We start from the raw sequence: 12926 nt of genomic DNA on the forward strand, positions 1-12926 counted from the left end.
GGTCATCGCGTTCTCCCCGCGAGCGTTACGCCGAATCTGCGTGGCCCGAGTCACACCCCGTAAGCGAACAGAACCTGTCGAACACGGACAGAACGGGTCACAGGCGGTATCCGCTCGACACGCCACGGGTTATCGACCCCTTCGCGCCGTCGGACCCCGCAGGATCCAAGGATCCCACGGGGTCCGACGGGAGGCGGATCACCGATCAGGCACTGCCACAGGAGGGGGGTGGCACACCCGGCCGCGCCGCCCGCGGAACGCGGTCAGTGCTCGCGCGGGGCGGGCACGACCCGTTCCACCTCGGGGTGGACCGTGAGGAGTTGGCGCATGGCCGCCTCGGCCGCCGCTCCGTCAGCGGTGGCGAGAGCGTCGCAGATGCGGCCGTGGTGCGCCACGGAGGTCTCGTTCGGCCGGTCACAGCCCGTGACCGGACCACCCGAGACCTGCAGGGCCGCGGACACGATGCCGGACAGGTGCTCCAGCATGCGGTTGCCCGCGACCTGGATGAGCAGCGAGTGGAACTCGGAGTCGGCGCGGGAGAACGTGAGCGCATCGCCCTGAGCCATCGCGTGCCCCATGATCTCGACCATGTCCACGAGGCGCTGCTGGACGTCCTCGCGACCGTGGCCGGCGGCGAGGCGGGCGGCGAGCGGCTCGATCGTCCACCGCAGCTCGCTCAGCTCGCGGCGCTGGTCGTCGCGCTGGGGCCCGAAGGCCCGCCACTCGATGATGTCCGGATCGAGCAGGTTCCAGTCGCTGACGGGGCGCACGCGCGTACCGACGTTCGGACGAGCGCTCACCAGACCCTTGGCCTCCAGGACGCGGAGCGACTCGCGGACGACGGTGCGGGAGACCTCGAATCGCTGACCGATCTCCTCGGGAACCAGCGGCCGGTCGGCGCCCAGGTCACCGGAGACGATCATCTGTCCCAGCTGCTGAACGAGTTGGCCGTGCAGCCCGCGTCCGCGGCTGCCCGCGGCCCGACGGCCCACACGGCCCAGCTCGGGGTCTCCGCCGTCCCAGGCAGGGATCCCGACGCGGTCGACGGCGGGCGCCTCGGCGTACGGGTAGCGGTCGAGTTCGCCCGGGCTCGCGAGGCCGGAGTCAGCGGAGCGGGCGGCGGTCATCATGGTGTGCGCAAGGGTACTCACGCATCATTTGTCGGCGCCGTTTCCAACTCCCTTGAGGTCTTTGGTGAAAAGCACACGAAAGGGTGATCGCTCACCCCGTCGCAATTGACGCCTTATCGGAAAGAAATGGGCGTTCTGCGGGGAGTTGTGCGCATGGCCGGACTAAGGGTTACGGACAGTCGTCACCGGAATCTGTTGCGCAGGGTGGTGAGCAGATACGCGCAGAGCAGCGCGGTCAGCGACAACGTCAGCGCCCCGCCCACGGGTTGGGACATGACCTTGAGTGTGGCCTCGAGATAGCGCTCTCCCCCGAAGGGCCACCGCGGCAGGAGCGTCTCGCGCAGCCGCATGGGGAGTCCGGCCGCGGTTCGCACAGACGGACCGTTCACGAGCGTGTGCACCACGGGTACGACGAGGAGGGGAACGGCGGCCACGGCGGCGAGCCCGGCCGTGGTGGACCTGAAGACACCTGCGGCAAGCACGCCGGCCCAGGCACAGCCGATCACGAGCCCGATCCAACTCGACGTCAGCGGGACCCAATCGGCGGGAACCTGTGCGAGCTCCCGTCCGTAGACGAGATAGAGCACTTCGGCATCGCATCCGACGGTGAGGACGGCCAGCACCAGCGCGGCGGTCGAGGAGACGAGCAGTTTGGCGGCCAGGAGCCCCAGCCGACGGGGCACGGTGCCGCGGTCCGCAGCCAGGGCGGGGTGGCGGAACTCGTCGCCGAAAGCCAGCGCGCCGAGCAGTCCCGCGCCGAGCGCCGCTGGCGGCAGGGGCAGCTCCTGCGGCCAGGCGGCCAGCAGGCGCGGCTGTGGGGTGTGCCCGACGCGTGCGAGCACTACGGCGGTCACGGCGGACACGGCAAGCACGACGGCCGCGGTCAGGAACCCGGTGCCGACCCCGGTGGCGCGTCGGATCTCGTAACGGAGCGGGCGGAGCGGGCTGGGTGCGGGACGGACGGAGATGGGGGGCGGCAGAAGAGGCAGCGCGTCGAGCGCGCGAGCGGTCAGGGCTCCGGCCCGGCGCGGCGCCTGTGGCCGGGATGGCGGGGTCGCCCTCGGAGAACCGTCGTCTGATCGGCCGACCGCAGAGAGATCCAGGACTTCGTGCGGCTCGACGTCGGGCAGCTGCGCCTGCCCGAAGGACAAGGACGGCTCACAGGTGACCGATTCCCTTGCGATGGAGAGGGATCCCTGCTCGAGCGCGTGGTACGGCTCGGTCGTGGGGATCGGGGTGTCCGTTGCGAAGGGCATCGACGGGCCGGCAGGCGATGACGACTCTTCGAAACCGGACGTAGGGACAGTCCCGTACGTGTCCGTGATGCGCACCGGCTCGGCCGGCATCGCATCACGCGTCGGCCCGCTTGCCTGGGGGACCCCCGCTCCGGGCCCCATATCTCCGACCTCGTCGGCGAGTTGGTGAACGACGATGCCGTGACGAAACGCGATCTCGCCGATGTCCGCGCAGGTACCGCCGTACACCGAGAGGCGGTTGCCGCCCTCTCGGACGACTTCGACGGAGCGCTGCGAGGTGCGGGCCTGCTTGGTCAGGAGAACTGCCAGACGGGCCGCGTGCGGACTCCGCACCGCGACTCGGGGACGCAGGCGCGTACGCGCGAACTCCCTGGCCTCCTGGTCGGCCACGAGCCTGCCTTGTTCCAGAGTGACGACGCGATCGGCGGTGCACGCCGCTTTCTTGGGGTCGGCCGTGGTGAACAGGACCGTGCCGCCCCGGGCGGCATGAGCGCGCAACATGCCGTGCAGCCAAGCGCTCTCGCGGGTGGAGAGTCCGCCGGCCGGGTCGTCGAGGACGAGGGAATGCGGATCGGCCAGGAGGACACAGGCCAGCCCCAGGCGCCGGTCCATGCCGCGGGAGAGACTGCCGAGGCGCTCCTCGCGCAGGCTCACGAGCCCGACCGCCTCGAGCACTTCGTCGGCACGCCGAACCGAAACCCCAGCTGCTGCACACAGCATGCGCAGATGCCCTCGGACCGTGCGGGCGGGATGCCCGGGCACGTCCCCCAGCAACACACCGACCTCGCGAGAGGGGTGGGCGATGCGGTGCAGTGGACGGCCCCGGAAGTGGGTGATGCCACGACCCGGTTGGAGTTCGAGCATCAGTCTGAGAACCGTCGTCTTGCCGGCGCCCGGTGCTCCGAGCAGCGCGGTGACGCGGCCCTCCCGCGCCTCGAACGAGACGTCGTCGACTGCGGGCGGAAGCTCTTTGCGGGGGTTGCTGGTCAGTCCGAAGGCCTGGATCACTCACAGCAAGATAGCGCGCTATGTCCGATTTTTCGGGCACCTCGGGCCCTTACCGAGGTGCGCCTCGGGAAGGACCGACACACGTGGCCGGGCTCCGGCCGGGTTCGGTTCCTGCCAGGGCTCAGCCGGCATCCGGCCGACCACTCACACCTCGGGACGCAGCATCGGGGGATTGAGCAGCGTCGCGCCACCGGCACGGAAGAGCTGGGCCGGGCGTCCTCCCTGGCGGGTCGTCGTCCCGCCGGTGGGAACCAGGAAGCCCGGCGTGCCCGTGACCTTGCGGTGGAAGTTGCGCGGGTCGAGCGCCACGCCCCACACCGCCTCGTAGACACGGCGCAGTTCCCCGACGGTGAACTCGGGTGGGCAGAAGGCGGTCGCCAGCGATGAGTACTCGATCTTGGAGCGGGCGCGTTCCACTCCGTCCGCCAGGATCTGCGCGTGATCGAAGGCGAGCGGCGCGACCGGCTCGGCCTCACGCCCGTAACCGCCCTTGTGCAGCAGTTCCTCGACCGGGGCCCAGCGCGCGTTGCTGGCGTCTCCGCCCGCCCTGGGCGGGGGCAGATCGGGAGCGAGGGCGAGGTGAGCCACACTGACGACCCGCATCCTGGGGTCCCGTTCGGGGTCTCCGTAGGTGGCGAGCTGCTCCAGGTGTGCGCCGTTGTCCTGAGCCGGGGCGGCCGGGTCGTGGACGCGCAGTCCCGTCTCCTCGGCCAGCTCGCGCGCCGCGGCTTGCGCCAGGTCCTCGTCGGCCCGTACGAAGCCGCCGGGCAGCGCCCAGCGCCCTTGGAACGGCGGTTCGCCCCTGCGCACCGCCAGCGCACACAGGGCATGACGGCGCACGGTCAGCACGACCAGGTCCACGGTGACGGCGAAGGGCGGAAACGCTGACGGGTCGTAGGGCATGCGGCGATCATAGTCGTCTGCCTGACGATAAACACCTCCTTCGCCGGTCCGTCCGCCTAATGATCCACTTCGGTCCGGTTACGGGCTCAGGTGCCTGCACCTGGTCACGAAGTGGCACGTCGCTGCACGTCACACGCCCAATTGCAGTCCGTCGGCCGCCTCCTCCACCATGGCCAGCCCCAACCTGCCGACCCGCACGGAGAACCGGGCACCCGCCACGCGCAGTCCCGTGAAACCGATCTCCCCCAGGGGTGCGCTGCGCACGGGGCGCAGGGTGACCGTGCCTGCCGGGGCATCGGGGCGGATGCCGGCGAGAGTGGTCAGCAGCATGACTCCGGCAGCCGCCGCTGTGGCCGCAGGACGGCATGCCGCCGGGTGTGGGAGTGGAGCGCCTCCTTCCGTGCGCTGCTCCCCCGCGTACATCTCGGGCAGCCGGTAGGCGAAGGTCTCGGCGGCCGCGAGCACGCCGTGCACCAGTGAACTGGCCTCCTTCTCATAGCCCGCGGCGGCGAGTCCAGCGGCGGCGAGGGCCGTCTCGTAGGTCCGTACGGCTCCTGCACGGTGGCCGAACGGATTGAATCCCGCTTCCTTCGATCCCAGTCCACGCAGGCCCCAGCCCGAGTCCATGACGGGGCTGCCGAGCAGCCGGGCGAGGTGCTCGGTCCGGACCTTGTCGAGCAGGCCGGGCGCCAGCTCGCCTCCGCCCAGCAGGCCCGTGTCGAGGAGGTGCACGGCAGCGGAGCCCAGGTGAGGCACCGGACTGCCGTCCGGCGCACGGGCCGCCGCGGGCCGGCCGCCTCCCCGGTCCTCGACCCAGAAGTGCTCCCGGAAGGCGGTCCGCAGGGTCTGCGCCCACTGCCGGAGGGCCGCTGCCCCCGTCCGGCCACAGGCGTCGAGCAGGTCGGCTCCTAGCAGCGCGGCACGGTGGGCATGGGCCTGTGTTTCGCAGCGGACGGGCCCGCCCGGGGTCGGGTCGCGCAGGTAGGTGCCATCGCCCACGGTGTCTCGCAGCCAGGACAGGCAGCGCTCGGCGGCGGGCAGCAGCGCTTCCGTTTCCTGGTCGGGCAGGCCCCATCGGCGGGCCTCCGCCAGTAGTGCGGGGAAGAGCAGAGTGGCCTCCGTGCCGGTGCACTGCGGCGGAAGGTGTGGCCCGGCGTCCCGTCTGGGGCCGGGGATCATCCCGGACTGCGGTCCGGGGCCGGTGAGTTGGGTCCGCGCGAGGATCCGCAGCGTTCCCGCGGCCAGACCGGTGCCCAGCGGCAGCACCATCCGGGCGGCGGCCAGCGCGTCGGCGGGGGCCAAGCCACAGCGCCAGGGTGCGCCGGCCGCGAGGTGAGTGTCGGCGGAGTGCGCGGAGTCACGCAGGAGGAGGGCCCGGAGGTCCTCGATGCTTGTCCGCAGGAGGGTGGGAACTCTCGGGTCGTCGCCCTCCGCACACGCCGCGGCCAGCGGGCTGGTCGCTGCTCGCCCCACGGCTCGAAGGGGCCCAGCGCCGTCCGGCCGCACCCGCAGTTCGACGGTTCTGCTGCCACCCGGTGGCAGGTCGAGCTCCCACCGCAGCAGCCCGGCCGAGGCCAGGGCGTCCGAGGGAGGCGGTTCGGCCGTCACGGAGGCGTTGCCGGTGGCGCAGGACCAGCGCAGGCCGGAGCCGTGGACAGTGGCTGAGAGTTGGGGGCACGCACTGCCGGAGGCGATCGCGCCGAGGTCGGCCAGGTCAGTGCCCAGGATGATCTCGACCGGCAGCCGCAGGGTGCGCGGAGCCGCGCTGTGCAGGGTGACCCGCTCCGTACCGTCGGCGAAGCGGTTACGTTCCACGATCACGTCGGGGTCCGGGCCCGACTGGGGTGATGTGCGGAGCGTGCCCACGAACCGGGCGCGGTCGGCCGAGGTCATGCGGGCCTGTACCGCGAGCGGTTCTCGTCCGGCGACACGGATCTCGCACCGGGAGAGCACACGGCGACCGGCGCGGTAGAAGCCTTCCAGGCCCCGGCCGGTCAGCTGCCCTTCCTCGGGTGAGATGGCCAGGCCGGGAAGGGCGACACAGATCATCGCGGCGTGGGCGGGGGGCAGGTCGGCGGACCAGCGCAGTCCGGGGATCGTGGCACCCCGGGACGGGGGTGCGGATGAGTGCCCCGAGGGTGATGAGTGCCCCAAGAGCGACGGGCTCCGCCCTTGAGCCAGGGGCGACGAGGCTGTGCCACATCCCGAACCCGTGCCAGGGCGACCACTCTGCCCGGCCCACCGTGGAGACGAACGGCCCGGGCCCGACGACGAGGGCGGACGGGAGTCCGTGCTGGGAGCCGCAGAGGGGGAGGACATGCGGCCGGGAAAACTCGGCCCGTAACCGTCGGCATGTGCGGACGGTCGGGGAGGGACGACCTGGTCCCCCACTCGCGGTACCCGGGCCCCCGGCGGGCCGACGCCCGACCCGAGGGGCAGTGGGGGGCCACCCGGAGGGCGGCGGTCGTCGGCGGCGGGCGGAGTCGGCTGGTGCATGGGACGGCTTCCTCTGCGCTCGGTGCGCCAAGATCGGGTTCGGCGCGGGTGCCGGAGGGCCCTGACGGAGCAGGGGCGCGGCCTCACGGCCCGTCCGGCCGTTCCGCCACTCAGGTGAACGCTGCGAGCGTCCTTCGGGTCACGCCCCGGTCCGGCACCCTCCGCCCTGAGACCCGCCCGCCGGAACTTCATCCCTCACCGCTCATGCCCCGGCTGGGCTGCACGTTTTCCTCGCCCCTGCCCCGGCTGTGCGTGGTTGCCTTCTTCGTGGCACGCGCACGCGACTTGCCTGTTCCTGCATCGCCGGGCCGGGCGGCACCAGCCGTCGTCGCACGGCCCGGACGAGCACCTGATTCGATAGCGCCCGCAGAACGTGTGATGCCGGCCGGGCGCGTGGTGCCAGCTGGTGTGCGTCGGCCTGGGGCGCGGGCTCCGCCATCGCGCTCGTCCGCGCGGGTACCGCCGAAGGCTGCGCCGGTGGGGCCGGACGGACGAGTGCGGCGGCGACGGCGGGATGGCACCGCCGGTTGAGCGGGCCTTCCGTGCGGCTCGGACTCGGGTTGCACCGCTGTCGGTGAGGAGTTGCCGGATGCTCCGAGCCGGGGCGCGGCTGCTTGTGAGGGAGTGCCGTGGGGCTCGATCCCGGTCGCAGTGATGGTGTCGTGGGCAGCGGACTCGGTACTGTCCGACCCCGTTTCCAGGTCGGCGGCCGCACGCCCACGGTCTGCCCGCTCGGCCCGAAGGCAACTGCGGATCGACTCCGGGTCGAGGCCTTCGTTGCAGGCCTGGTGCAGGAGTCGGGCGAAGAGGTAGTCGGGGTCGGCGGCCAAGGCCATGGCGAGGGCTTCGCGGGCCTCCAGTTCGTCGCCCATGGACCAGGCGACCCAGCCGGCGAGGGTGAGCGGCGCAGCGGCGTGTTCGCCGTAGGACCCGACGCAGCGGCGGGCCAGGGTCCGCCAGAGGCGAAGGGCGTGTGCGGCTTCGTCGCCCTCCATCCACGCGGCCGCGCGGTCGCGGGTGGCTCGGTCCTGGAGGCCGAGGATCAGCCGGGCGGCCTCGTCGTAGCCGAGCAGTTCGTCGTCGCGAAGGTCCGCCAGGAGCATCCCGGAAATCGGCTGTGCCTCGGCGAAGCGGTCAAGGACCCTTCCGGCCACTAGCAGCGTCTCGTCAGCCACGGCGGCGCGGCCCGCGTCGTCCAGAATCTTCGGTACCAGCGCCATGCTGGCGGTGTCCAGGGCTGCCTCCTGCTCGAGGGCCGCGGCGTTCTCCCAGGGCAGCAACCGGGCCCGTAGCTCCCGCAGCGTGCCGCGCACCTGGATGCCGGCGTAGGTGGCGGCCGCAGCCAGCACGGAGGTGCCGGGGAGGCCCATGGGGGCTCCTTCGGAGGAGCAACACGCCTCGTTGTCACAGCAGTACGACCAGTAGCGACCCTCCGAGATGCACAGTGCCTCGACGACCACCACGTCCAGGGAACCGCACTCGACGCGCAGCCTCTGGGCCAGGGGCCGCAGCCGCTCCATCACTTGCCGGCCCGTCTGTCCCTTCTCCGGTTCCTGGCACAAGAAGGCGACCATCGACTCCGGCCGGGCCCCTCGGCGCTCGCTGCCCGTCACGAGGCCGTGGGACAGCTGCCGGGCTGCTGACGGCCAGTCGTCCGCGTTTGCGGGGATACCCAGCCGGGCGCGGCCTCCGAACCGCCCGCGTCCGTTGCTGTCGTGGAGCGCGACCAGGACGATGCTGTCCTCGGGGCGATATCCGAGCAGGTAGGGCAGGGCGTCGGCCAGCTCGGCCGGCGTGCGCAGGGTGACCTGGTGCTCGCCTCCGTGACCGGCGTAGGGCGGGCTGGTGGTGTGCAGTCCGGACGGGTCCTTCCCCTCTTTCTCCTGCCTGCTGTTCTTGTTGCCGCTCTGCGTCTCGGGCCCGGTGATGTCACCGTTCTCGGGGGATCCGGTCGTTTCGCTGTGGTTCGTCATGCGACGACGATCTCGCGGAACCCGAACCTCCGCTTGGGCCTGTGGATAAGTCCGATCAGGGACGCGTCATCCTCAGCCGTTGTGTCCACAGGTCTCGGTGCGCGGCCCCGGATGTCAGTGACGTCCTGTTGTATGGAAGACATGGAGCACACGAGCAACGCGGAACTCCGGGCGGCCGCCGACGCCGTCCTCACCCGTCTCGTCGGGGACGTCTCGGGAGAGGCCCGGCTGCGCGAGGACCAGTGGCTGGCGATCGAGGCGCTGGTCGCCGACAGACGCCGTGCCCTTGTCGTCCAGCGCACGGGCTGGGGCAAGTCCGCGGTGTACTTCGTGGCGACCTCGCTGCTGCGGGCGCGGGGCAGCGGCCCCACCGTGATCGTGTCCCCCCTGCTCGCGCTCATGCGAAACCAGGTCGAGGCGGCGGCTCGGGCCGGCATCCACGCCAGGACGATCAACTCCTCCAACACCGAGGAGTGGGATGCCGTTCAGGACGAGATCTCCGCGGGCGAGGTGGACGTCCTTCTGGTCAGTCCCGAACGACTCAACAACCCTGACTTCCGTGACCAGGTGCTTCCCCGGCTCGCGGCCGCCACCGGGCTGCTGGTGGTGGACGAGGCCCACTGCGTCTCCGACTGGGGTCACGACTTCCGCCCGGACTACCGCAGGCTGCGCACCATGCTCGCCGATCTCCCGCCCGGTGTGCCGGTGCTGGCGACCACCGCCACGGCCAATGCGCGCGTGACCGCAGACGTGGCTGAACAGCTCGGCACCGGCGGCAGCTCGGACGCCCTCGTCCTGCGGGGCCCGCTGGACCGGGACAGCCTGAGCCTGAGCGTGCTGCGCCTGCCGGACTCCGCGCACAGGATGGCCTGGCTCGCCGAGCACCTCGACGAGCTGCCCGGGTCCGGAATCATCTACACCCTCACCGTGGCGGCCGCCGAAGAGGTCACCGCCTTCCTCCGGCAGCGCGGCCACACGGTCTCGTCGTACACAGGCAAGACGGAGAACGCCGATCGCCAGCAGGCCGAGGAGGACCTCCTCGGCAACAAGGTGAAGGCGCTGGTCGCCACGTCGGCGCTCGGTATGGGCTTCGACAAGCCCGACCTGGGCTTCGTGGTGCACCTGGGCTCCCCCTCCTCCCCCATCGCCTACTACCAGCAGGTGGGCCGCGCGGGACGCGGCGTGGAACATGCCGAGGTGCTCCTGCTCCCGGGCAAGGAGGACGAGGCGATCTGGAAGTACTTCGCGTCGCTCGCCTTCCCCCCGGAAGACCTGGTGCGCCGTACCCTCGACCTCCTCGCGAACGCGGAGAAGCCCCTGTCGTTGCCGGCCCTGGAGCCTTTGGTGGAGCTGCGCCGCTCCCGTCTCGAGACCATGCTCAAAGTTCTCGACGTGGACGGTGCGGTGAAGCGGGTCAAGGGCGGCTGGATCGCGACCGGGCAACCGTGGGCCTACGACACCGAGCGGTACGCCTGGGTAGCGCGTCAGCGCGAGGCCGAGCAGCAGGCCATGCGCGCGTACACGTCGACAGCGGAGTGCCGCATGGAGTTCCTGCAGCGCCAGCTGGATGACGAGGCGGCCAAGCCGTGCGGTCGCTGCGACAACTGCGCCGGTCCTCGCTTCACCGCCGACACGTCCGAGGAGGCGCTCGACGCCGCGCGCGTGGACCTGGGCCGGGCAGGTGTCGAAGTGGAGCCCCGGCGGATGTGGCCCACCGGGTTGCCGGCGATCGGAGTGGACCTCAAGGGCCGCATCCCCGTCGGCGAACAGGCCGCGCCAGGACGCGCGCTGGGACGCCTCTCGGACATCGGCTGGGGCAACCGGCTGCGGCCCATGCTCGCGCCCCAGGCCCCCGATCTGCCCGTGCCCGAGGACGTGGCCAGGGCGGTGGTGGACGTACTGGCCGACTGGGCCAAGGGTCCCGGCGGCTGGGCCCCGGGCGCGCCGGAGGGGCGATCGCGCCCGGCCGGCATCGTCACCGTCGCCTCGCGTACGCGACCGCAGCTGATCAGCTCCCTGGCGGCGCACATCGCGGAGATCGGCCGGCTGCCGCTGCTGGGCACCGTCGAGTACACCGGCAACGCCTACCCGAGCTCCCGGAGCAACAGCGCCCAGAGGCTGAAGGCGCTCGATGGAGCATTGGCCGTGCCACCCGCCCTCGCGTCCGCTCTCGCCGCGGCCCAGGGCCCGGTCCTCCTGGTGGACGACTACACGGAGACCGGCTGGACCCTCGCAGTCGCGGCCCGCATGCTCCGACGCTCCGGCGCGCAGGGGGTGTTGCCGCTGGTGCTGGCCGTCCAGGGCTGACGGCCCGCCCGGGTTCGGGGCGGTGGTCCTCACGCACACCTCTGGACGCCGCCCACCCCAGTGACGTACGAACGTGTCGTGCTCGGACGGCCCATGGGTGGTCCGGCGACCCGCACCGCGGGGATATTAGCCGCGCATCATCTGATAACGGTCGGCTGCCTCAATTGCTCGTTGCCGCATTCAAGTTCGACAGGAAGAATTGAGGTCCGCTCCCGCACGGCTCGCCCGCCGCTCCGGTTAGGGCTTTGCCGCGGTGCGCGCTCCCAGAATCCGACCCCGCCCGCAGTGTGGGCGCGTAGCCGAAGGGAGGACCGTGACCTTCGGATTCGCTCCGGCCTCGGCAGCGGCGTCGACGTCCGTCGCTTCCGCCAACCGCCTGCTCGAACCCGCGGAATGGGCCGCCGCCGGGATCCCACTCCTGCGCAACCCTCGCGAGATCGTCAGCGGACTGCACGCCCGGCACCACCCGCAGCCTGCGACCGCTGTCATCGCCGTGCTCGACCCGGACGAGCGGCTGCGGGCGAGCGCCTCGTTCGTGCGCCGTTCGGCCCCGGCCGACGGGTGGATGTTCCGCAACGCGCTGCTCGCGCAACTGCGTCGGGTCATCCCGCACGATCTGCGTCGCCGGACGCCGGTACGCACCGCGGTGCTGCTCTACTGCCGTGAGGGCGACGCGCGTTGGACGGAGGAGGACGGCGCGTGGATGTGGGGGCTGCGCGACGCGTGCACCCTGCATGGACTGCGCTGCGGGGCGTACATCACGCTGACCCGTGACGGCTGGCAGGTCCTGGGCGAGGGCCGCGGCGGACGCCGCCCGCACTCGGCCTCGGCACCGGAACCGTTCGCCACGTCGGAGGCACCGCCGCCCATACCGCGCACCGGTGGCGCCTCCGAGGTACTGCGCCGCGCGGCGGCAGCACGCTGAGTCCCAGCCGACCGCTCCGCACGGCAACCGGCAACCGGCACTTCGCCGCCCAGCACACCGCGATCGGGACGACGGACAGCAGGCACGAGCACTCCGAACCCTGCTCTGCCCGAGCACACGCACAGTCGTCCACCACAGCCGCAGAGGCGCTCACCGGGCCGGGCGGGGCCGGCACACGGTCACGGTTCCGCACCCGCAGGGCAGGGTGAACCGCTCACCGAGCGGCGCCGCTGCAGCGGCGCCCTGACACTCCCCAGCGCCCTACCGGGCGCTACGACACCGGCTCAGACGCCCGCACCCAGCACCGAGTTGATCCGCTGCGGGTCACCGCAGACGATCAGTAGGGCGCCGGCCCGGGAGTGGGCCAGGGACAGGGTGCTCACGGCCGCGGCCTCGGGACCACCGTTGACGGCGACCACGACCACCGGACGCGGCGCGGCGCGATCGGCGATGGTGACGTCCGTGTAGAAGACGTCGTCGCCCGCGTCGTGCTGGGCCCAGTAGGAGGCATCACCGAAGGACAGCTCGTGGGCGGCCCACGGGTGCTGCTCGCCGGTCGTGATCACCAGGATGTCACCGGGAGCACGGCCGGAGTCCAGCAGCAGGTCCACGGCCTCCTCGGCGGCGTCGAGCGCCCCCTCCACGGAAGCCGGGATGAGCTGGATCTGCGGGGTGACCGGAGCGGCGGCACCGGCGGCGGGGCCCGACGGAGCGGGCTTGGCGGCCACATCGCGCGGCGTACGTTGCACCGGCGGCGCCGGCCGGAGAGGGCCGGGGCGACCGGGACGCGACGGGGCCGCGGGACGGGGGCCTGGTACGGGACGGGGGGTCGGCGCGATTCGGCCGCTGGCCGAAGTGGCGCGGGGACCCTGGGCACTCTCGTGAATCTGAGGCTCCTCGGGAATGAGAGGCATGAGTTGATATTTAT

8 protein-coding genes are annotated in these 12926 nt (G+C 71.9%); 2 read left to right on the forward strand and 6 right to left on the reverse strand.

Going from position 1 to position 12926, the window contains the following annotated elements; all coding sequences use genetic code 11:
- Positions 1-263: 263 nt before the first annotated feature.
- The 5 genes from AB0B29_RS16750 to AB0B29_RS16770 form a co-directional block, all read right to left on the reverse strand.
- Positions 264-1151: a FadR/GntR family transcriptional regulator gene (locus tag AB0B29_RS16750; protein ID WP_362239776.1), complete on the reverse strand. Its 888-nt coding sequence runs from the start codon at positions 1149-1151 to the stop codon at positions 264-266.
- Between the two features lie 161 nt (positions 1152-1312).
- Positions 1313-3394, reverse strand: coding sequence for an ABC transporter ATP-binding protein (locus AB0B29_RS16755; protein ID WP_362239779.1), 2082 nt, complete (start codon positions 3392-3394; stop codon positions 1313-1315).
- Between the two features lie 144 nt (positions 3395-3538).
- Positions 3539-4297 carry an NUDIX hydrolase gene (locus AB0B29_RS16760; RefSeq protein ID WP_362239781.1) on the reverse strand — a complete coding sequence of 253 codons (759 nt, stop codon included), beginning with the start codon at positions 4295-4297 and terminating at the stop codon, positions 3539-3541.
- A 129-nt stretch (positions 4298-4426) separates the two neighbouring features.
- Positions 4427-6346, reverse strand: coding sequence for a glycogen debranching N-terminal domain-containing protein (locus tag AB0B29_RS16765; RefSeq protein ID WP_362239988.1), 1920 nt, complete (start codon positions 6344-6346; stop codon positions 4427-4429).
- Between the two features lie 635 nt (positions 6347-6981).
- Complete coding sequence (locus tag AB0B29_RS16770) at positions 6982-8766, reverse strand: DUF4192 family protein (protein ID WP_362239784.1); 1785 nt, start codon at positions 8764-8766, stop codon at positions 6982-6984.
- 141 nt (positions 8767-8907) lie between these two features.
- Here AB0B29_RS16770 and AB0B29_RS16775 point away from each other — a divergent pair, with 141 nt between their 5' ends.
- Together AB0B29_RS16775 and AB0B29_RS16780 are read left to right on the forward strand one after the other, a co-directional pair.
- Positions 8908-11073 (forward strand): RecQ family ATP-dependent DNA helicase, encoded by a 2166-nt coding sequence (locus AB0B29_RS16775; protein WP_362239786.1) that lies wholly within the window; start codon positions 8908-8910, stop codon positions 11071-11073.
- Between the two features lie 313 nt (positions 11074-11386).
- Entirely contained in the window at positions 11387-11998 is a 612-nt protein-coding gene (locus tag AB0B29_RS16780; protein ID WP_362239789.1) for a hypothetical protein, read from the forward strand.
- Positions 11999-12282: 284 nt separating this feature from the next.
- On the opposite strand, the gene AB0B29_RS16785 is transcribed toward AB0B29_RS16780, so the two are convergent.
- The gene (locus AB0B29_RS16785) at positions 12283-12912 is read right to left on the reverse strand and encodes a hypothetical protein (RefSeq protein ID WP_362239792.1); all 630 of its coding nucleotides are present in this window, start codon (positions 12910-12912) and stop codon (positions 12283-12285) included.
- Between the last annotated feature and the right edge of the window lie 14 nt (positions 12913-12926).

Source organism: Streptomyces tibetensis, from assembly GCF_040647715.1.
Lineage (GTDB): Bacteria > Actinomycetota > Actinomycetes > Streptomycetales > Streptomycetaceae > Streptomyces > Streptomyces tibetensis_A.

Coding starts and splice junctions, on each gene's coding strand:
- AB0B29_RS16760 (WP_362239781.1), bottom strand. CDS start 4,297: ATGCCCTACGACCCGTCAGCGTTTCCGCCCTTCGCCGTCACCGTGGAC.
- AB0B29_RS16765 (WP_362239988.1), bottom strand. CDS start 6,346: ATGATCTGTGTCGCCCTTCCCGGCCTGGCCATCTCACCCGAGGAAGGG.
- AB0B29_RS16770 (WP_362239784.1), bottom strand. CDS start 8,766: ATGACGAACCACAGCGAAACGACCGGATCCCCCGAGAACGGTGACATC.
- AB0B29_RS16775 (WP_362239786.1), top strand. CDS start 8,908: ATGGAGCACACGAGCAACGCGGAACTCCGGGCGGCCGCCGACGCCGTC.
- AB0B29_RS16785 (WP_362239792.1), bottom strand. CDS start 12,912: ATGCCTCTCATTCCCGAGGAGCCTCAGATTCACGAGAGTGCCCAGGGT.